Annotated in this window: 24 protein-coding genes; 15 read left to right on the top strand and 9 right to left on the bottom strand. The window is 64.9% G+C overall.

The window, feature by feature from the left end:
• Window positions 1–115: 115 nt before the first annotated feature.
• Window positions 116–676 (top strand): type 1 glutamine amidotransferase domain-containing protein, encoded by a 561-nt coding sequence (locus tag ACFPK0_RS08795; protein ID WP_377339883.1) that lies wholly within the window; start codon window positions 116–118, stop codon window positions 674–676.
• A 362-nt stretch (window positions 677–1038) separates the two neighbouring features.
• Here ACFPK0_RS08795 and ligD read toward each other — a convergent pair whose 3' ends face one another.
• Complete coding sequence (gene ligD, locus ACFPK0_RS08800; protein WP_377339886.1) at window positions 1039–3606, bottom strand: DNA ligase D; 2568 nt, start codon at window positions 3604–3606, stop codon at window positions 1039–1041.
• 47 nt (window positions 3607–3653) lie between these two features.
• Complete coding sequence (locus ACFPK0_RS08805) at window positions 3654–4661, bottom strand: SDR family oxidoreductase (protein WP_377339888.1); 1008 nt, start codon at window positions 4659–4661, stop codon at window positions 3654–3656.
• Between the two features lie 132 nt (window positions 4662–4793).
• On the opposite strand from ACFPK0_RS08805, the gene ku reads away from it, so the two are divergent.
• Entirely contained in the window at window positions 4794–5735 is a 942-nt protein-coding gene (ku, locus tag ACFPK0_RS08810; RefSeq protein WP_377339891.1) for a non-homologous end joining protein Ku, read from the top strand.
• Between the two features lie 10 nt (window positions 5736–5745).
• On the opposite strand, the gene ACFPK0_RS08815 is transcribed toward ku, so the two are convergent.
• Complete coding sequence (locus tag ACFPK0_RS08815; RefSeq protein ID WP_377339893.1) at window positions 5746–5964, bottom strand: hypothetical protein; 219 nt, start codon at window positions 5962–5964, stop codon at window positions 5746–5748.
• A 225-nt stretch (window positions 5965–6189) separates the two neighbouring features.
• Between ACFPK0_RS08815 and ACFPK0_RS08820 the strand changes: the two genes are divergently transcribed.
• The gene (locus ACFPK0_RS08820) at window positions 6190–7029 is read left to right on the top strand and encodes an autotransporter outer membrane beta-barrel domain-containing protein (protein WP_377339896.1); all 840 of its coding nucleotides are present in this window, start codon (window positions 6190–6192) and stop codon (window positions 7027–7029) included.
• 137 nt (window positions 7030–7166) lie between these two features.
• On the opposite strand, the gene ACFPK0_RS08825 is transcribed toward ACFPK0_RS08820, so the two are convergent.
• From ACFPK0_RS08825 to ACFPK0_RS08835, 3 genes are all read right to left on the bottom strand, one after another.
• On the bottom strand, window positions 7167–7343 hold the full coding sequence (locus tag ACFPK0_RS08825) for a DUF3606 domain-containing protein (protein ID WP_082520106.1): 177 nt from the start codon (window positions 7341–7343) through the stop codon (window positions 7167–7169).
• A 74-nt stretch (window positions 7344–7417) separates the two neighbouring features.
• Window positions 7418–8287, bottom strand: a complete 870-nt coding sequence (locus tag ACFPK0_RS08830; RefSeq protein WP_056079037.1) for a YihY/virulence factor BrkB family protein — start codon at window positions 8285–8287, stop codon at window positions 7418–7420.
• Window positions 8288–8511: 224 nt separating this feature from the next.
• On the bottom strand, window positions 8512–8964 hold the full coding sequence (locus ACFPK0_RS08835) for a PA2169 family four-helix-bundle protein (RefSeq protein WP_377339898.1): 453 nt from the start codon (window positions 8962–8964) through the stop codon (window positions 8512–8514).
• 399 nt (window positions 8965–9363) lie between these two features.
• Between ACFPK0_RS08835 and ACFPK0_RS08840 the strand changes: the two genes are divergently transcribed.
• Window positions 9364–10251, top strand: coding sequence for a manganese catalase family protein (locus ACFPK0_RS08840; RefSeq protein ID WP_056603685.1), 888 nt, complete (start codon window positions 9364–9366; stop codon window positions 10249–10251).
• A gap of 45 nt (window positions 10252–10296) precedes the next feature.
• Here the strand turns inward: ACFPK0_RS08840 and ACFPK0_RS08845 are convergent, their stop codons facing one another.
• The gene (locus ACFPK0_RS08845) at window positions 10297–11034 is read right to left on the bottom strand and encodes a ZIP family metal transporter (protein WP_377339901.1); all 738 of its coding nucleotides are present in this window, start codon (window positions 11032–11034) and stop codon (window positions 10297–10299) included.
• Between the two features lie 353 nt (window positions 11035–11387).
• Here ACFPK0_RS08845 and ACFPK0_RS08850 point away from each other — a divergent pair, with 353 nt between their 5' ends.
• The 6 genes from ACFPK0_RS08850 (at window position 11388) to ACFPK0_RS08875 (ending at window position 16773) form a co-directional block, all read left to right on the top strand.
• Complete coding sequence (locus ACFPK0_RS08850; protein WP_056079024.1) at window positions 11388–11870, top strand: hemerythrin domain-containing protein; 483 nt, start codon at window positions 11388–11390, stop codon at window positions 11868–11870.
• A gap of 114 nt (window positions 11871–11984) precedes the next feature.
• The gene (locus tag ACFPK0_RS08855) at window positions 11985–12188 is read left to right on the top strand and encodes a hypothetical protein (RefSeq protein ID WP_056079021.1); all 204 of its coding nucleotides are present in this window, start codon (window positions 11985–11987) and stop codon (window positions 12186–12188) included.
• A gap of 62 nt (window positions 12189–12250) precedes the next feature.
• Entirely contained in the window at window positions 12251–15133 is a 2883-nt protein-coding gene (locus ACFPK0_RS08860; protein ID WP_377339903.1) for a PAS domain S-box protein, read from the top strand.
• Window positions 15134–15606: 473 nt separating this feature from the next.
• The gene (locus ACFPK0_RS08865) at window positions 15607–16104 is read left to right on the top strand and encodes a hypothetical protein (RefSeq protein ID WP_056079018.1); all 498 of its coding nucleotides are present in this window, start codon (window positions 15607–15609) and stop codon (window positions 16102–16104) included.
• Window positions 16105–16156: 52 nt separating this feature from the next.
• Window positions 16157–16312 (top strand): hypothetical protein, encoded by a 156-nt coding sequence (locus ACFPK0_RS08870; protein ID WP_156458933.1) that lies wholly within the window; start codon window positions 16157–16159, stop codon window positions 16310–16312.
• 47 nt (window positions 16313–16359) lie between these two features.
• The gene (locus ACFPK0_RS08875; RefSeq protein ID WP_056603646.1) at window positions 16360–16773 is read left to right on the top strand and encodes a helix-turn-helix domain-containing protein; all 414 of its coding nucleotides are present in this window, start codon (window positions 16360–16362) and stop codon (window positions 16771–16773) included.
• 37 nt (window positions 16774–16810) lie between these two features.
• On the opposite strand, the gene ACFPK0_RS08880 is transcribed toward ACFPK0_RS08875, so the two are convergent.
• Window positions 16811–17686 (bottom strand): DUF72 domain-containing protein, encoded by an 876-nt coding sequence (locus tag ACFPK0_RS08880; RefSeq protein WP_056605131.1) that lies wholly within the window; start codon window positions 17684–17686, stop codon window positions 16811–16813.
• Window positions 17687–17852: 166 nt separating this feature from the next.
• Here ACFPK0_RS08880 and ACFPK0_RS08885 point away from each other — a divergent pair, with 166 nt between their 5' ends.
• On the top strand, window positions 17853–18041 hold the full coding sequence (locus tag ACFPK0_RS08885) for a hypothetical protein (protein WP_377339906.1): 189 nt from the start codon (window positions 17853–17855) through the stop codon (window positions 18039–18041).
• Window positions 18042–18149: 108 nt separating this feature from the next.
• Window positions 18150–18788, top strand: coding sequence for a GIY-YIG nuclease family protein (locus ACFPK0_RS08890; RefSeq protein ID WP_162247404.1), 639 nt, complete (start codon window positions 18150–18152; stop codon window positions 18786–18788).
• Between the two features lie 23 nt (window positions 18789–18811).
• On the opposite strand, the gene cysG is transcribed toward ACFPK0_RS08890, so the two are convergent.
• A complete protein-coding gene (cysG, locus tag ACFPK0_RS08895) occupies window positions 18812–20224 on the bottom strand; it encodes a siroheme synthase CysG (RefSeq protein ID WP_377339908.1) in 1413 nt (470 codons plus the stop codon).
• A gap of 324 nt (window positions 20225–20548) precedes the next feature.
• On the opposite strand from cysG, the gene ACFPK0_RS08900 reads away from it, so the two are divergent.
• From ACFPK0_RS08900 to ACFPK0_RS08910, 3 genes are all read left to right on the top strand, one after another.
• On the top strand, window positions 20549–21151 hold the full coding sequence (locus ACFPK0_RS08900) for an ANTAR domain-containing response regulator (protein ID WP_377339910.1): 603 nt from the start codon (window positions 20549–20551) through the stop codon (window positions 21149–21151).
• The gene (locus ACFPK0_RS08905) at window positions 21148–22380 is read left to right on the top strand and encodes a CmpA/NrtA family ABC transporter substrate-binding protein (RefSeq protein WP_377339912.1); all 1233 of its coding nucleotides are present in this window, start codon (window positions 21148–21150) and stop codon (window positions 22378–22380) included. The genes ACFPK0_RS08900 and ACFPK0_RS08905 overlap by 4 nt, the downstream gene beginning before the upstream one ends.
• 227 nt (window positions 22381–22607) lie before the next feature.
• Window positions 22608–23810 carry a nitrate/nitrite transporter gene (locus ACFPK0_RS08910; protein ID WP_377339914.1) on the top strand — a complete coding sequence of 401 codons (1203 nt, stop codon included), beginning with the start codon at window positions 22608–22610 and terminating at the stop codon, window positions 23808–23810.
• Window positions 23811–23852 lie beyond the last annotated feature (42 nt).

Here is a 23852-nt window from a genome sequence, read left to right on the forward strand (position 1 = left end):
CTGTCACGGCATGCACCATGGCAAGCCCCTCGTGCATGCCCCGTCAAAGAAACTTGACGCGACGTCCATGCGAAAAGGCCGAAGCTGCGCGTTCTCCCCACCCCGGAAAAACGCCATGACCGAATCCGAAAAACTCAGCGGCCGCCGTGTTGCCGTACTCGCCACTGATGGCTTCGAGCAATCCGAACTGACCGAACCCAAACGCCTGCTGGAAGTGGCCGGCGCCCATGTCGACGTGATCGCGCCGGGCGGCGCCACGCAGATCAAGGGCTGGGACAATAAGAACTGGGGCGACCCGGTAAACGTGGATGTGGCGCTGAAGGACGCACGGCCGGAAAACTACGACGCGCTGGTATTGCCCGGCGGCGTGATGAATCCGGACAAGCTGCGGCTGGAACCCGATGCGATTGCCTTCATCGTCCGGTTTGGCGAATCAGGCAAACCGATCGCCGCGATCTGCCATGGGCCATGGACGCTGATCGACGCGGGCCTGGTGAAGGGGCGCAAGCTCACCTCGTGGCCGTCGCTGCGCAAGGACCTGGAGAATGCGGGCGCGCAATGGGAAGACAGCGAAGTGGTGCGCGACGGCCAGCTGATCACCAGCCGCAAACCGCAGGACATTCCCGCGTTTTCCGGTGCGGTCATGGCGGCGCTGGAAGAGGTGGGTGGCGCGTAGATCGTTCCTGGCGATGGATGCCCTTCGACTTCGCTTCGCTACGCTCAGGGTGATCGGTGGAGTGTGAGGCGCTGATGCTTCACCACCGATCACCCTGAGCGTAGGCCCGCAGGGCCGAAGTCGAAGGGCGCCCTCGAACCTCCCGTCAAGCACACTTACTTGGGCTGATTGGGTTTGCTCTCCGGAACATTCTGCGGCTCGTGCGGCGTATCTGCGTCGGGCATTTGCGCGGGATCGTGCTTCGGTCTTGGCTGCGGCTCGGGATAGCCCGAGGTACCTGGTGGTTGTTTTGGTCGATCCGTATCCGGCATGAGCTGCTCCGTTCAGTGGCGGGGGTTTGAATGGACGTCCATATCGGTAGATCAGGCGAGGCGCTTCATCACGTTGTCCAGGTTCTGCTTCACATCGTCGATGCCTTTCCATGGGTCCGAGCGCAGTCGCGCCAGCCGTTTGGGCGTGGAATGGATATCGAAATCGTGACCGCTTTTCAGCTTGCCCAGTTCGCTCCAGCGCAGCGGCACGGCCACCGGCGCACCGGCACGGGCGCGTAGCGAATACGAGGCCACGCTGGTGGCGCCGCGGCTGTTGCGCAGGTAGTCCACGTAGATCTTGCCGTTGCGCTGCGACTTGGTGGCGGTGGCCACGAAATCCAGCGGATGCGCCTGCGCCAGGGTGGAGGCGAATGCCTGCGCAAAGCCTTTCACCATCGGCCAGGGGCAGCCGGGGTTGAGCGGCACCACCACGTGCAGGCCCTTGCCGCCGGTGGTGCGCAGGAACGATTCCAGGCCCAGCTGCGTCAGCAGCTTGCGCACCAGGCGGGCGGCGGCCACCACGCGCTCCCACGCCACGTTGTCGCCGGGATCCAGGTCGAACACCACGCGGTTGGCCTTGTCGGGATTCTCCACGGTCGAGCCCCAGGGGTGGAATTCCAGCACGCCGAACTGCACCAGCTCGATGATCGAGCTGGCATCCAGCGGATAGATGTAGACGGCTTGCGCGCCAGACTCCTCTTTCAGCTTGGCGCTGCCCACATGCTTCAGACCCTGCATCAGGTGCTTCTGGAAAAAACAGGCCTTGCCTGCGCCCTCGGGGCAGCGGATGACCGACGTGGGGCGATCGATCACGCCGGGCAGGAACCACTTCATCACCGCCGTGTAGTAATCGACCACATCCTGCTTGGTGATGCTGCCTTCGGCGAACACCACCCGGTCGGGGTGGCTGATGGTGATGTCGGCGGATCGGGTGACGTCGCCGCGCGGCTTGGCCTTGGCCGCCTTCTTCGTCGCCTTGCTGCGGGTCTTGCCGATGGCGCGGTCGGAATCGAGCAGGTCGGCGGGGCTTTTGTCGGTACGCATGGTTTTCAGGCTCGGTTGACGCAGCAGGTTCTGGTTGCCGATGCCGCGGTAATACACCTCGGCGACAGCGGTCGGCTTGATCCAGCGCGCGTTGCGCAGCAGCGGGTCCACGCCGGCGAGCGCCACCGTGGGTTTCGTGCTGCCTTTCTCGTCCATGGTCTTGCTCAGCGCGCGCAACTGCTCGTCGGAAAAGCCGCTGCCCACGCGGCCGGCGTAGATCCAGCCCGAGGACGTGTCGGGATCGGGCCGGGCCAGCAGCAACGAGCCGAAACCGCTACGACTGCCCTTGGGTGGCGTGTATCCCACCACGGCGAACTCGTCGCTTTCCAGCCGCTTCACCTTGATCCAGTCGTCGCCCCGGCCCGGGTGATACGTGGACTGCACGCGCTTGCAGATGATGCCTTCCAGTTGCTGCTCGCTGGCCATCTTGAACGCCTGCTCGCCGTTGCCGATGGCATGCGTGCTGAAGGCGAGGTGGCGTGGCGCGTGTGCCGTCAGTTGTTGCAGCAGATCCTTGCGATCGAGCAGGGCGACGCGCGACAGGTCGAAGCCCTCGAAGTAGGGCATGTCGAACAGCATGTAGACCAGCGGCGATTGCATCTCGCCGGAGAGGGTTTTCTGCAGCGCGTTGAAATCGCTGCGCCCCTGCGCATCCAGCGCCACCAGTTCGCCATCGAGCTGGGCCGATTGCAGCCCCAGCAACTCCAGCGCCTGCACGATGTCGGGCAGCTTGTCGTTCCAGGGCAGGGCATTGCGCGACCACAGCTTCACCTCGCCATCGGCAATCGCCGTGAGGATGCGGTAGCCATCCCATTTCACTTCGTGCAGCCAGTCGTCGCCGGCCGGCGCCGTGTCGCGCAGGCGCGCCAGTTCGGGCTTGAAGAAATCATTGCTGGCCTTGGCCTTGCGCGCACCATCCAACCCGGCGGCGATTTTCGTCAGGCGGGCGCGCGGTATTTTCTTCGTGCCCCTGGGAATGGCCTTCTTGCGCGCCGTGGATTTCCTGGCGGCGGCCCTGGTGGCGGGGGTTTTCGCGGCGGCTTTGGTGCTGGCGATCATCTTCTTGTCCAGTAGATCGTCCGCCTCCACGTCGCCCGCGAAGGCATCCTTGGCCTTGATCAGGAACCACGCCGGTTGGCGCTCCTTGCGGCCGCTGCGCACCAGGTGCCAGCCACCCTTGAGCCGCTTGCCGAACAGCTCGAAACGCAGGTGGCCTTTTTGTATCTGCGCTTCGGCGTCGCCTTCGGTGGTCCACACACCCAGGTCGAACTGGTCGACATGGCCTTTGCCATAACCGTGCTCGATATCGCCCTCGAACGTGGCATAGGCCACCGGATGATCTTCCACCTCCACCGCCAGGCGCTTCACTTCCGGGTCGTAACTGGGGCCCTTGGGTACCGCCCAGCTTTTCAGCACGTCGCCCACCTGCAGCCGGAAATCGAAATGGCGGCGGCTGGCGTGATGCAGCTGCACCACGAACAGCGAGCGCCGCTCCGACGCCACCGCAGCGTCCGGCGCGGGTTCGCGGGTCTTGCTGAAGTCGCGCTTGCGGCGGTATTCCTGCAGTTCGGTCATCGTGCCTGTCCGGCGAGTGGTCGCGTATAACGGCAACGGTGTGGTGGTCAGCCGGTGGGCCCGCCCATCACCGGAATCACCGCGCCGGAGATGTAGCTGGCGCACGAGGGCGCGGCCAGGAACACGTAGGCGGGCGCCAGTTCCTCCGGCTGGGCGGGGCGCCCCATCGGGTTGTGCTTGCCGAAATCCTTCACCTTCTCCGCGGGTTTGTCAGCGGGATTCAACGGCGTCCACACCGGGCCCGGCGCCACCGCGTTCACGCGGATACCGCGCGACACCAGGTTGGACGCCAGTGCCTTGGTGAATGCATGGATGCCGCCCTTGGTCATCGAGTAATCCAGCAACTTGCTGCTGCCGAACAGGCCGGTTTCCGATCCGGTGTTGATGATCGAATCGCCGCTGCCCAAGTGCGGGGACGCGGCGCGCGCCATGTAGAAATAGCCGTACAGGTTGGTGCGCAGGGTCTGGTCCAGATGCTCGTCGGTGACGTCCTCGATGGATTCGGCGTGCTGCTGGAATGCGGCGTTGTTGACCAGGATCGACAGCTTGCCGAACGCCTTCACCGTTTTCTCCACCGCACTCTTGCAGAACTTCGGATCCTTCACGTCGCCACGGATCAGCAGGCAGCGCTGGCCTTCCGCCTCCACGTAATCGCGGGTTTCGGCGGCATCCTCGTCCTCGCACAGATACACCACGGCCACATCGGCGCCCTCGCGGGCAAACAGCACGGCCACGGCGCGGCCGATGCCCGAGTCGCTCCCGGTGACGATGGCGGTCATGCCGGTCAGCTTGCCGCTGCCGGCATAGGTGGGGGCGGTGAATTGGGGCCGCGGGTCCAGATCCTTCTCGCTGCCGGGCTTGCTTTGATGCTGCTTCGGCAACGGGTTTTCCGGCTTCTTGCGCTCGGCGGTTTGTGGTGCACTTTTTTTGGCGGCTTTTGCCGATTTGGCAGGCTTGTCCTGTTCCTTGCGTTCCACGCCGCGCTGGATATCCCGCGCTTTCTCCGCGGTCTTGCGGGTACGGGATTTCTGCGGGGTGTTCTTGCTGGTGGCCATGGTGAAACCCGTGCGGTGGCTGGACGTTCGACGCTACCCAGCATCCCGTTGATCCGGGGTGAAAAACTTGACAGCCTCTCCACGGGTCAATGGCCATAGTCGGTGGGCGAATCCCTCGCCGGAGCACACACCATGGCGCGTCCCATCTGGACCGGAACCCTCTCCTTCGGATTGCTCAACGTGCCCGTCTCGCTGATGTCGGGCGAGCGCAGCGTGGATCTGCATTTCCGCATGCTGGACAACCGCAGCAACACACCGGTGCGCTACGAGCGCGTCAACGCGGAAACCGGCGAGGAGGTGCCGTGGAAGGAAATCGTCAAGGCGTTCGAGTACGAAAAAGGCAGCTACGTGGTGCTGGAGCCGGACGACATCAAATCGGCATCCTCCGAAGGGCGCGAGGCGGTGGAGGTGAAAACCTTCGTGGATGCGGGCTCGATCGGGCCGGAGTATTACGAGAAGCCGTACATCCTGGTGCCCGGCAAGAAGGCCGAGAAGGGCTACGTGCTGTTGCGCGAGACACTCAAGCGCACCGGCAAGATCGGCATTGCGCGGGTGGTAATCCGCACCCGCGAATATCTTTCGGCCGTTATGCCGCGCGACAACGGCCTGCTGCTGATGCTGCTGCGCTACCCGCAGGAGCTGGTGGACGCCAGCGACTACAAGATCCCCGAGGGCGACGTATCGGACTACCGCATCACGTCCAAGGAAATGGAAATGGCCGAGCAGCTGATCGAATCGATGAGCGACGAGTGGACGCCCGGCGATTACCGCGACGAATTCCGTGAGCGCCTGCGCGCGGTGATCGAGAAGCGCATGAAATCCAAGGGCGTGGTCACACCGCCGACCGAGGATGAAGGTGAGGCACCCGAGAACGCCAGCACCAACGTGGTCGACTTCATGGCCTTGCTGCAGAAAAGCCTGGAAACGAAGCACCGCACGCCGGCCAGCAAGGCAGCGGGAAAGAAGACGGCCGAAAAGAAGGCGCCGCGCAAGGCGGCGGCCAAGAAGTCAGCCAGCAAGAAGAAGCCAGCGGTAAAGACGGCCAAAAAAACCACGCGTCGCAAATCGGCCTGAGCGCTGACGCTTACGGCGTCAGTCGCCGGCTGCCAGCGCGCAGGGGGCGCTCGGGCAGGTCAGGGTTGTGCGGTTCGACGGGTGGCAGCTCGGGTTCCGGCGGCGTCTGTGCCGGTTCACCCGGTCGGGTGGGATCGGTTGGCGTGGGCGGGGGTGGGCCGGGCGGCACGTACTTCATGTCGCTGCCCGCGAAGCGGGTCATCAGGGAGGGGCCATTGAAGATGGTCATCGATTACCTCGCAGGTTGGTGCAGCGCTGAAAGCAGGGGCGTCGGCGGTTTGTCGCGCTGACCACCACACGATGGGCGGCGCAAACGACACAGTGTCGCCATCCAGGTTTGTGCTGCGTGATGAATGAACCGCGCAACCGTTCATTGTCGAGGCCGCTCATCAACAACGCGTACACGACGCGCTGACTAGATTGCGAACTCCCCACCCCCGGAGTCCGAAACAAGATGAATCGAGGTTTCTCCACTTGCGCGCATCGTCGCGCTCGCAGCCTGCTGTTGTTTCCGCTGGCCATGATGAGTACCGCAGCATTGGCCCAACACTCGCCAGCACTCGATCGCGCCAGTTTGTGGGTGGGTGGCTATTACACGCACATGGACACGGTGATTGGCGCCAGCGACAAGAGCGGTGACCACTACGGTTCGGTGGATCTGGAGAACGACCTCGGCTTCGACTCCCACAAGACCACACCACGCGCCAGGCTGGATTTCCTGATCGGCGACCATCAGGGCTTTTCGTTCGACTATTACGACGCCCGACGCACCCGCACCAAATCGATGACGCGCGATTTCTCCTACGGCGGCACCAACTACATCGCCTCGGCATCGGCCCGCGGCAAGCTCAATTTCAATTTCGGCAGTGCCGCCTATCGCTGGTGGATGGGCAGTGGCAACGACGTCTTCGGCATCGGCTTGGGTGCGGCCTACTACGGCGTGCATGCGAGCATCAGCGGCAAAGCGCGGCTCAACGACGAAGTAGTGCAGGCATCGAGCAGTTCCAGCGAAAACGCCTGGGCGCCGATGCTGCAGCTGGGCTGGCGGCATGCCTTTGCCAACACCATGCGCATGTACGTCGACCTCTCCGGCGTCAAGCGCAACAGCAGCCGCCTGGGCGGCCATATCTACAACGCATCGGTAGGGTTTGAATGGTTTCCCTGGGAGCACGTGGGCCTGGGCGCCGAGTACGGATACAGCAGGATTTCCCTGCACCAGCATCGCGAGCACTTCAATGACGGCCTGGACATGAAATTCTCGGGTCCGTCGCTGTTTGCGCGCTTCAGGTTCTGAAGGCCGCCCATCCGCCCTGCCGGGTACCTTCCCCCGTTGCACGGGGGAAGGAAACAGTCATGCCCTCGAAACAGCAAGCTTCCTTCCGCCGCTTGCGGGGGAAGGTGCCCGATAGGGCGGAAGGGGGGCGCTCCTCGCTACCTGCGCAATTCACGCTCCACGTCATCGGCCATCACGCCGACCTTGTCGACGGCGGCGCGCAATTGCTGCGGCGTCACGTTCCACTTGTTGGTCCAGTACCGCACTTCGTAATCCTCGCCCACGTTCACGCGCTGGGCGTCGGCGGGCGTGCGCAGGGTCTTGTCGTCGCTCATCGTGTCATCCTCGGGGAAGGGGATGGCAGATGTTGCATACCGCCAGTGAAAGCATGGTCGATGGGCTTGCAGACTCAGCCTGGTGGATGGGTGTCGTCTGTCTTGTCGGCCTGGGGTTGGGGCCTCACCGGTTCGCCGCGGGCCAGGGACAGGCCGTGGGTAAGTTCGGCACCCACCAGCACGATGATGGCGGCGTAATAGACCCATGTAAGCAGCACCACCAGCGCGCCGGCCGGGCCGTAGGCGCCACCCACGCTGGCGTGCTGGATATAGAGGTCGATCACGTATTTGCCCGCGATGAACAGTACTGTCGTCAGCAGCGCGCCACGCCACGCGTCCGCCCAGGCGATGTGGGCATCAGGCAATACGCGGTACATCGCACCGAACGCGGCAATGAACACCAGCAGCGAGATGACCCGCTCGGCAATGATCCAGGCCAGCGAATCGGCGGGCACGAAAATGTGGATCAAGGTGCTCACCACGAATGACACGATCAGCAGGAAGGCGATACCCACCAGCAGGCTGATGGCGCGCGCCCGGGCCCACAGCCACGCCGTGATCGCCTTGCCCGGTTTCGCCTCGATATCCCAGATCGCGTTCAACGACTCCTGAAATTGCGCGAACACCACGGAGGCACTGAACAGGGTGATGCCCAGACCGACGATGCCCGCGATATTGCCCAGCGTGGGTTGCGATTCCGCGTTCTGCAGCACCAGGGTGATGGCGCCCGCGGCCTTCTCGCCCAGCATGGAAGCGAGGCCATCGGTGAGCTGCCCCTGCCACTCCGGACGAAGCGCGGCCAGCACCCACAGCAGCAACACGATCAATGGCGCGAACGACAGGGCGGAGTAGAACGCGATGGCCGCCGCGCGGGTCAACAGCGCATCTTCACCGACACCGCTGATGGCCTTGCGTACGGCGACGACGAATTGCGATACACGCATGAGGGTCCCTCATCAGGCAGTAGGCATGAAATCGCACACGGACAGTGAACGCGGCGTTTGCCAGCGGGAGCGTTGGGTGGGCGGGTGACGCCGGGGGGGGATTCGCCATGCCCGGAGCGGTCGCTCGACGGGTTTGTGCGATGGCCTGGTTGAAACCGGCCTCGCGGAAAGCGTTTGGGCCCTGGGGGAAGGACGGCCAGGGGCCGTCCCTCCCGCGAGATCGATCAGGCCGCGTGCAGCATCTTCTTCAGGTCGCGCATCTGGTCGTGACCATTGCGCACGGAAACGTAGACGTCACTGATGGCGGACATCGCCGGTGGCGACAATTCGTTGTCGTTCATGGCGTCCTCGAACTTGTGCTTGATGTGGTCCTCGCCGCGTTCCACTTCGTCGACAACGGCGGTGTTGTCCGCTGAAGTGACGCTGGTACGCAGGTTCACAAACATGCGGTGGGCCGATGCGAGCACCGTGCCATCGTCCTTGGGCTTGCCACCCAGCGATCGCACGCATTGCTGCAGGGTCGAGGCGGCCAGGCGGCGTTCGCCGGCGCGCCCCTGGAACAGCGAGACGAGCTGCGTGCTCTTGGCGTCCTTCGCCGCTTCGGCATAGCCTTCGGCGCTGTCCAGGGTGGTTTCGACGAGGCTGTTCAACACCTTGATGTCGTGATCATTGCTCATGTGTTGCTCTCCTTTGTGCCAGGCGTCGGGCGCCTGCCGGGTTGGGGCGAGGGGGAGTCGCCGTGCCGGATCAGTAGACAAGCGCACGCGTGACGACGATGGCTAGGCAATGTTCAACACCTGTCATGTCGTTGGACGCGGTTGATTACGGTTCATGACACGTACTTTTGACGGGCCATTGATGCTGGATGGGCAAGGCTGGCGATCCTCCCAATGCATCCACCTCGACATGGATGTCGGCGAGCTTCGCCGACAGTTCCCGGGACCTTCCAGTACGGCCGGCGATCGGTCGGGTCCCTTCGTCGACATGGCCGGCGCCTGCCGGCAGCACGCGACCGGTCACTCATGGATGAACAGGCAACGATGTAATTCGAGGCCCACCTGCCACAGGAGAGCTCCATGTTCGCCCACAACAAGCGTTTGCAATATTCCGTTCGCGTTTCCGAGTGCAACCCCGGCCTCGCGAACCTGATGCTGGAACAATTCGGTGGCCCGCAAGGCGAACTCGCCGCTGCGATGCGCTACTTCACCCAGGCTCTTGCCGAGGACGATGCAGGGCGCAAGGACATGCTGCTGGACATTGCCACCGAGGAACTGAGCCACCTGGAGATCATCGGCACGATCGTGGCCATGCTCAACAAGGGCGCCAAGGGCAAGCTGGCCGAAGCCGTCGAGGAGGAAGCCGAACTGTTCCGCTCGCTGCAAGGAGCCGGCAACGATTCGCATGTCACCCAGGTGCTGTACGGCGGCGGACCGGCGCTCACCAATTCAGGCGGCCAGCTGTGGACCGCCGGTTACATCGACAGCATCGGTGAACCCACGGCCGACCTTCGCTCGAACATCGCCGCCGAGGCGCGCGCCAAGATCGTCTACGAGCGCCTGATCAACGTCACCGCCGACCCGGGAGTGAAGGAGGCGCTGGGGTTTCTGATGACGCGGGAAATGTCGCATCAGAAATCGTTCGAGAAGGCGCTGTACTCGATCGAGCCGAACTTCCCGCCGGGCAAGCTGCCGGGGATGCCTGAATTCGCCAGTGTCTACGTGAACACCTCCCAGGGCGAAGGCGACATGCGCGGCTCCTGGAACAGTGACGACAACTTCGACTACCTCAGCGATCGCGAGCGGTTCCTGGCGATGGATGGCGGCAGCGGCCTGCCCGAAGTCACGCTTGCCGCGGAGGAGCAGAAGGCGCTCAACCGGATGGCCAAGCGCACCACGTCCGATCCCAAGGCCGACCCGCGTACCGGTGTCGATCTGGGATCCGCCAAAAAGACCAAACGCAAGTAAATCGACCACCTGCCCGGGCCGCGAACCGGCCCGGGCGCGGCAGCATCAACCGAAGGCCGTATCCAGCATCATCATCATCACGAAACCGACCATCAGGCCGCCAGTGGCGAAATTCTCGTGACCCTGGCGGTGTGACTCGGGGATGATTTCGTGGCTCACCACGAACAGCATCGCACCGGCGGCGAAGCCCAGCCCGACCGGCAGCAGCAGCGGGAAATCGACCACCACGCCGGCGCCTATCACCGCACCCACCGGTTCGATCAGGCCCGAGGCCATGCCCACCATCACCGAATAGCCGCGCGCATAGCCGGCGGCCATCAGCGCCACCGCCACCACCAGCCCTTCGGGTATGTCCTGGATCGCGATGCCGGTGGCCAGCGCCAGGCCGTGTGCCGTATCGGTGCCGGCAAAGCCCACGCCGATGGCCAGGCCCTCGGGCAGGTTGTGCAGGCAGATGGCGAACACGAACAGCCACGCGCGCTTGATCCGCTGCGAGGAAAGCCCCTCCGGGCCCTTGATGAAATGCTCGTGCGGCACGACGCGGTCCAGCAACAGCAGCAGCGACGCGCCGACCAGGATCGACGCCGCCACGATGCCGCCCGCATGCCACGGCCCGGCGCCATGGCTTTGCGCCGCGTGGATGCCGGGCAGGGCCAGCGAGAAAGCGCTGGCCGCCAGCATCACGCCGGCGCCGAAACCGAACATGGTGTCCTGCGTGCGTTGCGCGATGGTGCGCGCGAACAGCGCCGGCAAGGTGCCTGCCGCCGTGGCAGCCGCCGCCACGCAGCCGCTCAGAAATGCCGCAAGTACCGGGGAGAGGGAGGGAATCACGCCTGGCCAGTTTGCGCCGGAGGCGCCGGCGGGGGCAATGGGTTGTGCATGCGGGTTCCCCTTCGGAACGTTGGAGCGCGCGCAAGCATGGCGCCGGGGGAATCGCCGGGGCGTGAATGTGTACGGCGACACCTCGGCCAATCATCAGGAACCGGAGGCAACCATGGGAGAGCAGTCACACCTCTCCGGCAGGCTGGAAATTTTGTTCTCCCGTTCGCAGCCCACTTCGGCGCGGTTGTGATTGACGCGGCTTTGATCCGGCGTAAGGGAACCTCATGGCTCCCACCACCTCACCAGGACACGTTATGGATGCCATCAAACTGCTCACCCAGGATCATCAGGCCGTTCGCACCCTGCTGAGCGAACTGGCCGAGACGACCACACGCGCGGTGAAGAAGCGCGGCGAACTTCTATCGCAGATCGCCACGCAGCTGAAGGCGCACACCACCATCGAGGAAGAGATTTTCTATCCCGCATTCAAGGCGGCGGGCGAAAAGTCCGACGATGCCAAGATGTACTTCGAGGCGATGGAGGAACACCGCGCCGCCGGCGATCTGGTGCTGCCCGACCTGCAAGGTACGGCTCCGGACAGCGAGAAATTCTCCGGTCGTGCCAAGGTGCTCAAGGAACTGGTCGAACACCACGCCGACGAGGAAGAGAAGGAGATGTTCAAGCGCGCGAAGAAACTGATGAGCGCAGCGGAACTGAAGACCCTGGGTGAGCAGATGGAAACGCGCAAGGCCGAGCTGCTGAAGCAGTTCAAGAGCGAAGCGAAAGCGGCGGCATAGACGGCCGAAACGGGGGCGCCCGCGGCGGGCGGCCCTGAATACCGGGCTGAGCTAGACGGAGCAAGTCATGAATGCACAACGCGTCCCATCAAGCCACATGCAAGGTGCACGATCGTGACGCCGCTGGATCGACCGCTGAAGCGTTCGCTTGCCGTGGGTGACGCGGCGTATACGCTCACCATCGACCCGCAGGGGCTGAAGCTGGTGGAGAAGGGCCGCCGCAAAGGACTGGAGCTGTACTGGTCCGACCTGGTGAATGGCGATGCGGCGCTGGCGGCTGCACTCAACGCCGCCGCAGCCGCAACGCCTTCGCCCTGATCCCGGGCGAGGCCGATGCGGCGCCGGTTATCATCCAGCCATCGTGATTCCGGAGACCAGTCGTGAGGGGGAAACAGGCATCAACGCAGGGCTGCACCGGCCCGCAACCGCCGTCACATTGCGAACTGGGCCATTCGTTGCTGGAGGCGATGCCGGGCGCCGCCTTCGTCTGCGACCTTGGCGGCACCGTCATCGATTGCAATGCGCATGCACGCGCATTGTGGGGCGACGCCATGTGCGAGGGCGCCGCGGGGGAGGGTTTCTTTCCATCGCAGCCTGACGCGCCATCCGCCGAGAGCCCGATGGCGTGCGTGCGACGCCAGCAACAGCCGCTGCGTGACGTCGAGGCCCTGATTCAACCCGCTGATGGCCCGCCGCGCCGCGCCATCGCGAGCGTGGTTCCACTGGTCAATGACGATGGCGCGCTGTGGGGCGTGGTCAACAGTTTCCAGATGATGGACGTCGAGGACGGTGAGGCCTCGGTCGGGATCGGCATGATTCCCCACGCCGATCAGGCGGGTGGCCGCAGCCATGATTTCAGCGCCGCCGCGCGCCAACGCGACCAGCTGTGGCGCAGCGTGCTGCGGGCGTTGCCCGTGGCCATCTACATGACCGATGCCGAAGGCCGGGTCACGTTCTTCAACGATGCCGCCGTCCACTTCGTGGGACGCACGCCGAAGCTGGGCGAGCCGTGGTCGATCAGTTGGAAACTGTTCCATCTCGATGGTCGGCCGATGCCGCACAGCGAAGGCCCGATGGCCACCGCGCTGCGCGAGGCGCGGCCGCTGCACGGCGAGGAGGCGATCACCGAACAGCCCGGCGGCCTGCGCCTGGCGTTCAAGGCTTACCCCACGCCGTTGTTCGACGAGGCCGGCCAGCTGGTCGGCGCCGTCAACCTGATGGTGGACATCACCGAGCACCGCAAGATCGAGCAGGCACTGCAGGATTTGAACAACACGTTGGAGAAACGCGTGGTCCACCGCACCAACACGGTGGAGAAGATGTTCATGAAACTGCACCGCAGCGAAAGTCATTTCGAGCTGCTGGTGAAAAACGCCACCGACTACGCCGTCTATCTGCTCGACCCCGACGGCAACATCATCAGCTGGAACGAAGGCGCCGAACGCGTCAAGGGTTACACCGCGGCGGAGATCATGGGCCGGCATTTCTCGACCTTCTACACGCCGGAGGATCGCGACGAAGGCCTGCCCTGGGCCGCACTTGCGGCAGCACGACGCAACGGCACTTTCGGCGCCGAGGGCTGGCGCGTGCGCAAGGACGGCAGCCGCTTCTGGGCCAGCGTGGTGATCCACACCACCATCGACGAAGGCAAGCTGGTCGGCTTCGTGAAGATCACCCGCGACATCACCGAACGGCGCGAGCACGAACTGGCCCTGATCGAAAGCGAGCAACAGGCGCGCGGGGTGATCGACACCGCACTGGACGGCTTTGCGCAACTGGACGAGTCCGGTCGTATCACCGAATGGAACCCGCGCGCCGAAAGCCTTTTCGGCTGGGATCGGCTGGAGGTACTGGGCCGTGACTTCGTCGAGCTGGCCATCGCGACCAAGGATCGCGAACGCTTCCTGCAAGCCCTTCCCACGGTGACCGGCGCCACGCTGCAGCACGGTGCCGACGACCAGTTCGAGGCCGTGCACCGTGGCGGCAGGACCTTCACCGTGGAGTTCCGGATCAGCGCGCTGCGGCTCAGCAGCGGTGACTGGTTCAACATCTTCATCCGCGACCTCAGCGAGAAGATCCTGGTCGAGTCGCAACTGCGGCAGGCGCAGAAGATGGACGCCATCGGCCAGCTCACCAGCGGTATCGCGCACGACTTCAACAACCTGTTGCAAGGCATCATCGGTGCGTTGGAGTTGGTCGAGATGCGCGTGCGCGACAACGACGACGAGCGCCTCGGCCGCTTCATCAACGGCGCGCTGACCTCGGCCAACCGGGCCGCCGCGCTGACCCACCGCATGCTGGCCTTCTCGCGGCGGCAGCCGCTGGACCCGCGGCGCGTGCAGGCCAACCCGTTGATCGCCTCGATGGAGGAGTTCCTGCGCCGCACGATGGGCGAACACATCCGCATCGAACTGGACCTGGCCGCCGACCTGTGGGCCACGCTGTGCGACCCCAACCAGCTGGAGAACGCGCTGCTCAACCTCGCCATCAACGCGCGCGACGCCATGCCCGATGGCGGCTTGCTGACGGTGCGCACGCGCAACGTCGAGGTCGATCAGCTGCGTGCCCGCACCTGGCAGGTCGGCGACCGCGGCCAGTACGTGGGCATCGAGGTTTCCGACACCGGTACCGGCATGCCGGCGGATGTGGCCGGCCGCGCGTTCGATCCGTTCTTCACCACCAAGCCGAGCGGCAAGGGCACCGGGCTGGGTTTGTCGATGGTCTACGGTTTCGCGCGCCAGTCCAACGGCCACTGCGAGCTGGACAGCCATATCGACCAGGGCACGCGCATCACGCTCTACCTGCCGCGCACGACCGATGACGAGACCACCATGTCAGCGCCGGCAGCGGACGCGACGCATCCGGAAGGCAGTGGCGAGGTGGTGCTGGTGGTGGAGGACGAGGAGATGGTTCGCCTGCTGGTGGTCGAAGTACTGCACCAGCTCGGCTACCAGGCGCTCGAAGCCGTCGATGCGGAAGCGGCCATGCGGATCATCGACACCAGCCAGCCGATCGACCTGCTGGTGTCGGATATCGGCCTGCCGGGCATGAATGGCCGCGCGATGGCGGGGATGGCGCGCCAGCAGCGGCCAGGCCTGAAGGTCCTGTTGATGACCGGTTACGCCTCGGAAGCAGCAGTGCCCGACGGCTTCCTGGAGCCGGGCATGCAACTGATCACCAAGCCGTTCACCGTCGAACTGCTGGCACGGCGCATCGGCGACATGATCGGCGACGTACGGACCGGTTCGGTGGAAAAGGTTTGAGAGCACGGCATCGGAAACGTCGTGCCCGCAGTCGTTCGCCATCGCCCGGAAGTGAGTGCGGCGCACCTCACCGCGACCGGCGCTTTCGAGCGTGCCGTGCCGGGTTGCTTCGAGTGGGAGAAGAAAACCTGTCGACGCAATCCGCGTGGATAACCGGTGCGAAGTCTGGCGTTGCCGGGTGACGTAGCGCTGAAGGATGGCGAGCCGAAGCGGCGGCACTTGGTCAGACAGATGGCAAGTCTCTGGACGGCCATTTGCCGGAAGACCATGTGCACACCACGCTCGAGGTGGTGGTGACGGAGACGCCGGCGTATCCGTGTGTCGCCACTTCGATCCCGGCGCGGGCTTGGCCATGATCAAGAGGGATACGCCTTGAGCGGTGCATTCGCAGGCGCAAGCCGGCCACCCATCACGCACTGGTCACCGCGGCGCAACCAAGATCGACAGCATCCGTCGACTGCGCAGGAGGTGATATGAAGACACGCCACGTATTCACCACGCCCGACGTGCGTGCCGCTGAAGTCGCGGTCAATGCGCTGCGCCGCGCGGGCATTCCGACGGAAGATATTTCGCTGATCGCCAGCGACGAGATCGAACAACAGGCCATCCCCGACGACCTCCAGGAAACCAGCGGCGATTTCGCGGGAGGTGGCGTCAAGGGTCTGGTGGGCGGGGGTGCCAGCGGCCTGCTGGCCGGCATCGTCGCAGTCACCATCGCACCGCTGGGTCTGACCTTGGCCGGCGTGGCGGCGATGACGCTGGTGGGCGCAGCCGTTGGCGGCTGGATGGGCATGCTCACCGGTACCGAGGAGCCCGACACCGTGCGTCGCACGTTCGAGGACGAGATTGCCGCCGGTCACGTGCTGCTGGTGGTCGATGGCAAGGGCGACATGCTGGCACGCGCCCATGCCGCCCTGGTGGCTACCGCCGCCACGCCGCTGCCTTTCAACAAGCCCACCGCGACGACGTGAGCGCGCACGTCGCCGCGCAGGTGGTTTCCGCACCGGCTGCGTGGTGCCGCCCTTGGTGGCGTTCAACATCTTGAACGCGTTGGCTATTTCGATAATCGAACCGCTGCTGCCCACCGCCGCGGCGGTGGGCTTTTCCTGGCTGGCTGTACCGATCGGCATGACCGTGGCTGATGTGCTTACCCGAGTGGTGCTACCTTCGCCGTGGTGAAACGCCCGATGTCCTGACCCTCGCCCCGACTCGACCAAGGAAATGGAATGAATCAGCCGCTTGCCATCGCCCCCATTGCTGACGCCTGGAACCATTTCCACGCGATCTCGCACGTCGGCCACATCGCGGATGACCAGGACTATGAGGCGTCCATCCAGCTGACCGATGCGCTGATCAGTGAAGGCGCGATGGAGGAGACGCATCCACAGCATTTGCTGTTCATGACGCTCAACGATCTCGTCTACGCCTACGACCAGCGGCACAACGCGATGTCGGCGCCGCAGAGCGCCCAGGTGCTGCGTTTCCTGATGGAGCAGCACGGCCTGAAGTTGGCTCAGCTGCCGGAAATCGGCCGCCAGAGCGAGGTATCCGAAATCCTCGCGGGGCAGCGCAGCCTTACGGCGCACCACATCCGCAACCTGTCCGCCCGCTTCGGGATCAATCCCAACGCATTCTTTTGATGCGCATGTGCGGCTGCGGCTAACGGCCGTTGGGGGCTTATGAACGGCCGTCCAGCCGTCCGCGCAACTTGATGGCGTCGAACGGCGCCTTCACCTTGATGTCGTTGTCGAAATAGCAGTACACGTCACGCGATTGGCGCGCGGGCGGCGGTTTGCCGCTGGCGCGACGGGCGCCGCGCGGTTGCGCGCCGCGCTGCCACGCGCGGATGCGGCGAGCCCAGTCGTCCAGCGCGGCATCGCTGTATCCGCTGGCGTAGAGCTTCTTGTCGCCGTGCAGGCGCAGGTACATGAAGCCGGCGGTCACGTCTTCCAGCAACGGCCACTTGCCGGCCGTATCCGCCACCACCAGGGCCACGCCGTGCTGGCGGAGCAGGGCAATGAAATCGGGGTCGACGAAACTCTCGTGGCGGATTTCCACCGCATGGCGCAGGCGGTGCGATGCCTCCGGGAAACTTTCGGCAGGATGTTTCAGGTGGCTGTCGTGCCTGGTTGCCAGTTGGGTTGCTTGATGGGTGTTACGCGGCAGCAACGCCAGGAAGTCGCCGAACTGCTTTCTGTCGTAGCGGAAATTGGGCGGGAATTGCCAGAGCATGGGTCCAAGTTTCGCCCCCAGGTTCAGCACGCCGGAGGCGAAGAAATTCGCCAGCGGCCGTTCGATGTCGCGCAACCGCAGCACATGGGTGATGAAGCGCGGCCCCTTCACCGCGAACACGAAACCGCGCGGGGTCTGGTCGTGCCATTGCGTGTAGCTCTCCGGCCGCTGCAACGAATAGAACGAGCCGTTGATCTCGATGGTGGCGACCTGCCGCGATGCGTAGTGCAACTCGTCGCGCTGCACCAGCGACTCCGGGTAGAACTTCCCGCGCCACGGCGCATAGCGCCAACCGGAAATGCCGATACGCGATTTGCCCATCACCTTCCGCTCGCCGATGCCTCCCGCCATGCAACAGGAGCCCCGGTGAGCCGCTGGTGAAAACCCCGCATTCATGATCCCGACCGGCGGCGGTGTCTAGACGGAAAACGCATGCGCTTTTAACAGCACGCACTGCACGCTGAAGCCTCCCGCCAGAGGAGTCACCATGTCCACACACGACCGCAAAGACGTCGGATGCCCTGACGAACTGCCCAAGCACACCGAGACCGAGGCGGAGCGCGCCGCACGCAAGAAGGGGGAGAGCGACAACCAGGACCAGGCGCTGGAGGAGACCTTTCCGGCGAGCGATCCCGTTTCACCGTTCATTCCGGCCAAGGCTCCCAGCGACGATTGAATGTTTCGCCATCCGCAGCCCTAGCTGCGGATGGAACCACTGCCGCCATGCCACGACGGGCGCGGGGGAATGCGGTACACCCAAGCAAGTGCTGCCGGCCTGACTTCCGTGAATGACGACGTTGCCTTTCCCCGTTTCACCAGCCGTGGGCGAACCTATGTCTACGTGCTGCCATGCCGCGATGAGGACATCCTGAAAGTCGGCTTCTCGCGCGATCCCGTGGACCGCTTCCGCACCTTGCATCCGCGCTTTTTTGAATTCTTCGACCTGGACCGCGGCCTGCTGATCCACACCGACCGCCTGCGCGATGCGCGTCGGATCGAACGGTTGTTCATTACCACCTTCGCCGATTTCCGCGCACCGGCGCCACTGGTGGTGCCGCGATCGGCTGCCGGTCACACCGAGTGGTACCGCGGCGCCTATTTACCCGTCAGCGTGCTGGCGCACAAGCTCTGCGTGCAGGAAGGGCTGACCTTGCACGCACCGCTTCGCGATTGGGTCCGTGCCCGGTTCGATGAGTGGAGCGATCTGCTGTTCGGCTGGTCGTCGCGCATGCTGGAGATGATCGAGTACCAGCACTTCAATATCCCGCTGGACCAGCGCAACGGCCGGGCCGAAAAAGTGTTGCGCGACGTCCTCGACGCTTACGTCGCGCTGGGAAACGACTTGCAGGCCCTGGTGCCCGAGCCCGTGCTGGACTGGTATTACCGCTGCGGCTTTCCGGAGGTGTCGCGTTGGGATGACTGAGCGGATGCGCCCAGTCGGCATCGCTACGCGGCCAGTTCGGCATTGGCCGTATCGACCGTCTCGCCAAACCAGCCCAGCTCGTCGGCCATCATCGCCACCTGGCCGATGATCAACAAGGCGGGTGCCTCGATGTGGTTCATTGATGCCAGCGCGGGCAGGGCATGCAGTTCACCGCGGAGCACGCGCTGCTGCGGCAGGGTGCCGTACTCGATCAGCGCAAAAGGCGTACTCGGCGCGCGACCATGGGCCAGCAGGCGCTCGGTCAGGTGGCTGAGCTGGGCGAGGCCCATGTACACCGCCAGGGTCTGCCGCTCGTCCGCCAGCGCGGCCCAGTCCAGCGTGTCCATCGAATCCTTGCAGTGCGCGGTGAGCAGCCGCACCGACTGGGCGTGTTCGCGGTGGGTGAGGGAGACGCCCGCGTAGGCGGCGCAGGCCACGGCCGCGGTCACGCCGGGCACGATCGTGCAGGCCACGCCATGGCGCCGCAGGTACTGCATCTCCTCGCCGCCGCGACCGAACACGAACGGGTCGCCACCCTTCAGCCGCACCACGTAACGCCCGGCGCGGGCATGCCGCAGCAACAACGCGTTGATCTCCGATTGCGGTGTGTGCCGGCCGCCGCCGCGCTTGCCGACATCGATGCGCTCGGCATCGCGCCGCGTCATCGCCAGGACCCCGGGGCTGACCAGTTGATCGTGCAGGATCACGTCGGCCCGGTTGAGCGCGCGCAACCCGGCTAGCGTCAACAAGCCCGGATCGCCGGGGCCGGCGCCGACCAGCACGACCGAACCGGGTACGGGTGGGGCACCGTGATCCAGCGCATCGAGCAACGCCGCCTCGGCTTCGGCGTGTCGTGCGTGACGCAGCAGCTGGAGCACCGGGCCGTCATACAACGCATCGTAAAACCGGCGTCGCGCGGCGAGATCGGGGAACGCGTCGACAATCGCCTTGCGATGCCGTTGCGCCAATGCCACCAGCGGGCCGATCGCCGGATCCAGGTGCGACTCCAGCGTTTCACGTACGCGGCGGGCGAACATGGGCGCGGCGCCGGCGGTGGAAATGCCGATGGTCAGCGGTGCCCGATCCACCACGGCCGGCACCTGGAAACGCGACAGCGCCGGGTCGTCCACCACGTTGCTCAGGATGCGCCGCTCGGTGGCGTGGGCGGCGACCTCGGCATTGAGTTCACGGTTGTCGGTGGCGGCGATCACCAGCCACACATCGTCCAGCCACGACGGCTCGAAGTCGCCGCCGATGTGCGCGATGCGTCCATCGGCCACCTGTTCAGCCAGGGCCGGGAGCAAGTGCGGTGCACCAACACGGACCACGGCACCGGCCTCGAGCAGGGCGGCAACCTTGCGTTCGGCCACGTTTCCGCCGCCCACTACCAGTACCGGCAAGCCGTTCAAGTCCGCAAACAGGGGATACAGGCGCATGTCGTGTCTCCGGGGCGGGGCAATCCCCAATTCGGGGATTGCGTTGGTGCATTCGGGTGCATTTCGAGAAAATCATTTAGCCATCCATACGTCCGTATACGGATGCCAGGCAAGTGTGCAAAATGGCACACGAACCGTACTTTTCTTATAACAGATCAATCAATGAATGTGGCAACGCAGCAAGGTGGATCGAACCGGATTTGGAACATGGTCGTGCCGACTTTGACGAATGTCGCGTCGCCGGCTGATGCATGTGCTGCAGAGCAGTAACACCGCTGAATGCTTCAACGCGTCATCACGGCTTGATGGAAATCGCACCCACCGATGTCCCTGAAAATCCTTCTCATCGACACTGACGCCGGCCGTGCGCGCGCGCTCGAGGAGATCCTGTGCGAGTCCGGTTTTGCCCAGGTGGTGCGGGTGCCGGAAGGGGCAGGGCGGATAGCTGCGGTGGAGGACATCAAGCCGGATCTGATCATCGTCGACATGGCGTTGCCCGATCGCGACGCGCTGGAAGACTTGCGCCTGGTGTCGTCCGGCCACCCCATCGTGATGTTTGCCGGCAGCGACGATCCGGCGTTTGCCGAGGAGGCGATCGACGCCGGCGTGTGCTCGTACAACCTCTCCGGCGTACCGTTGCAGGACATCAAGCCGATCATGGCCTCGGCCATCGCGCTGTTCCGCCGCCTGCGCAAGGTCGAGGGCGAGCTGGCCGAAGCGCAGGCCAGGCTGGAGGAACGGCGCCTGATGGAGCGGGCCAAGGCGCTGCTGATGCAGGGTCGCCGAATGACCGAACCGGAAGCGTATCGCTGGCTGCAGAAAACGGCGATGAACCAGAACCGGAAACTTGCCGAGGTGGTCGCGGCGTTCGTGACCCGGCACGACGCGGGCACGGGTTCGCACAAGGGAAAGGGGAGACAGCCATGAATGCGCCGACACCATCGAGCAGCGGCACGGCGCCGAAGCTGCGCATCGGCATGTTGCGCCTTACCGACAGCGCGCCGGTAGTCACCGCGCACGAATTCGGCTTCTTTGCCGATGAAGGCGTGGAGGTGGAGCTGGCAGTCGAGCCCTCGTGGGCCAACATCGCCGACAAGCTGGCCTTCGGCGCGCTGGATGCGGCGGTGATCGTGCCGCCGCTGGCATTCGCGGTGCAACTGGGCCTGCGCGGCGTGGCGCAGCCCATGCTGATTCCCTACACGCTCAGCGTGGGCGGCGTGGCCATCACGCTGGAGCGCGAGCTGGCGACACGGGTGCGCGCGCTGGGCGAAAGCGACGATCTGGACCCGTTGCCCGCACTGGCCGCCTGCCTGCGCCAGCAGCCACTCACGCTGGGCGTGGTGCATGCGTTTTCCACCCATAACCTGCTGTGCCGCTACTGGCTGGCCAGCGTCGGCATCGAGGTGGACCGCGACGTGAAGCTGGCGGTGGTGCCACCGTCGCGTGCCGTGGAAGCGCTGCGAGAAAAGCAGATCTCCGGTTTCTGTGCAGGCGCACCGTGGGGCGAGGTGGCACGGCGCAACAGCGTGGGCCATTCGATCGCCGGCTCGCAGCAGATATGGAGCAACGCGCCGGAGAAGGCGTTCGCCGTGAGCGCGCGCTGGGCGAACCAGCATCCCGAAGCATTGTCCGGCGTGCTGCGCGCGCTGCATCGTTCATCCCGCTTCTGCGACGACGCCGAAAATACGGCCTACATCGCCTCGCTGCTGTCGCGGCGGCGCTACCTGAACCTCGGTTCGCACGCCATCCTGGCAAGCCTGCCCGGCGGCGCCGAGACGTCGAACGGCTGCGTGTTCCATCGTGGTGCGGCGACCTTCCCCTGGCGCTCGCAGGGCCTGTGGTTTCTCAGCCAGATGCGGCGCTGGCAGTTGATCGACGACAGCATCGACCTGCGCACCCTGGCCGAGCGCGTGTATCGGCCGGACCTGTATCGCGCCGCGCTGTCGCCTTCAGGCGAATCGGTACCGCGGGCGGACTGGAAAGTGGAGGGCGCACACGCGGCGGCGTGGTCGCTCGATGCCACGCCGCAGCCGATTCCCATGCCGCCGGATAGGTTCTGCGACGGCACCGTTTTCGACCCCAAGGCGCTGCCGCCGCTGGGCGAGAGTGCGATGCCCATCCGCGCACGCAACAACGAGAACGACGCCACGCGTTGAGCGTGGAGGTAAATGACAATCCACGTAAGAAACGCTTGCCTTTGACGATTTGTTGCACTACAACATAAACCGTGACCCGCGGTTCCCACACCGCCGGCACGATCGAGGAAGACAGCCTAATGGCGGGCTGATCTGGCTACTGACAACGCAATTCCTCGCGAGCTAATGGCGGTTCGCAACCGGTAGATCCGGCAGCGCTGCAAGCGCTGAAACCGCGAGCCATTGCCATGAGCAAAGCTTTCTTCAAGGCCGGTCATTTCCCCACGCTGGCCGTTTGCTTCCTGTATTTCGATCTCAGCTTCGCCGTCTGGGTGCTGCTTGCGCCGCTGGCAGTGCTGATCGCCAACGACCTGCATCTGCAGCCGGACCAGAAGGGCCTGATGGTGGCCACGCCGGTGCTGGCCGGTGCCTTGCTGCGGGTGCTCAACGGCGTATTGATCGGCCAGTGGAAGGCGCGCCGGGTCGGCATCGCGATGCAGCTGGTGGTGATCGTGGGACTGCTGCTGGCGTGGTGGCTGGGCCTGCATTCGTTCGGCCAGATGCTGACGCTGGGCGTCGTGCTGGGCGTGGCCGGCGCTTCGTTCGCCATCGCCTTGCCGATGGTTTCGTACTGGTATCCCCCGGAACGCCAAGGTGTGGTGTTGGGGCTTGCCGGGGCAGGCAACTCCGGCACCGTGTTCGCGGCGCTGTTCGCGCCGGCGCTGGCGCTCGCGGTGGGCTGGCGGAATGTCCTTGGCCTGGCGGCCTTGCCGTTGCTGGTGGTGTTGCTGGCGTTCGTCCTGTTCGCCAGGGACAGCCCCAACTCGCCGCCGCCGAAAACGCTGGCGGATTACCGGCGCGTGCTGCGCACGCCCGATGCGTGGTGGCTGATGTTTTTCTACGGCATCAGCTTCGGCGGCTTCGTCGGCCTGTCCTCGTTCCTGCCGATCTACTTCAACGACCAGTACGGCCTGTCCGCGGTGACCGCGGGTTACTTCACGGCGGGCTGCGTCTTCGTGGGCTCGTTCGTGCGGCCGCTGGGCGGCGCGCTGGCCGACCGCATCGGCGGCACCCGCGCGCTGTCCATGGTCTACGCGTTTGTGGCGTTGATGCTGGCGATCATCACCTTCGGCCACCAGCCGGCCTTCGGCGCGCTGGCCGCGCTGGCGCTGGCGATGACGGCGCTTGGCATGGGCAACGGCGCCGTGTTCCAGCTGGTGCCGCAACGCTTCCGTGGCGACGTCGGCCTGCTCACCGGCCTGGTCGGCATGACCGGCGGCGTCGGCGGCTTCTGCCTGGCCGCGGGGCTGGGTTATGCCCGGCAATTCACCGGCAACTACGGCTATGGCTTCGGCACCTTCGCGCTGCTGGCACTGCTGGCCTGGGGCGGCATTGCCAGCGTGCGGCTGCGCTGGCGTGGCGCCGCGGCACTCAGCGGCGTGCGCGTCTGAGCATGCACGCCATGGCCGACAACACCTCCTCTCCCAAACCCC

It is taken from the genome of Rhodanobacter ginsenosidimutans (assembly GCF_042655685.1).
Classification (GTDB): Bacteria; Pseudomonadota; Gammaproteobacteria; order Xanthomonadales; family Rhodanobacteraceae; genus Rhodanobacter; species Rhodanobacter ginsenosidimutans.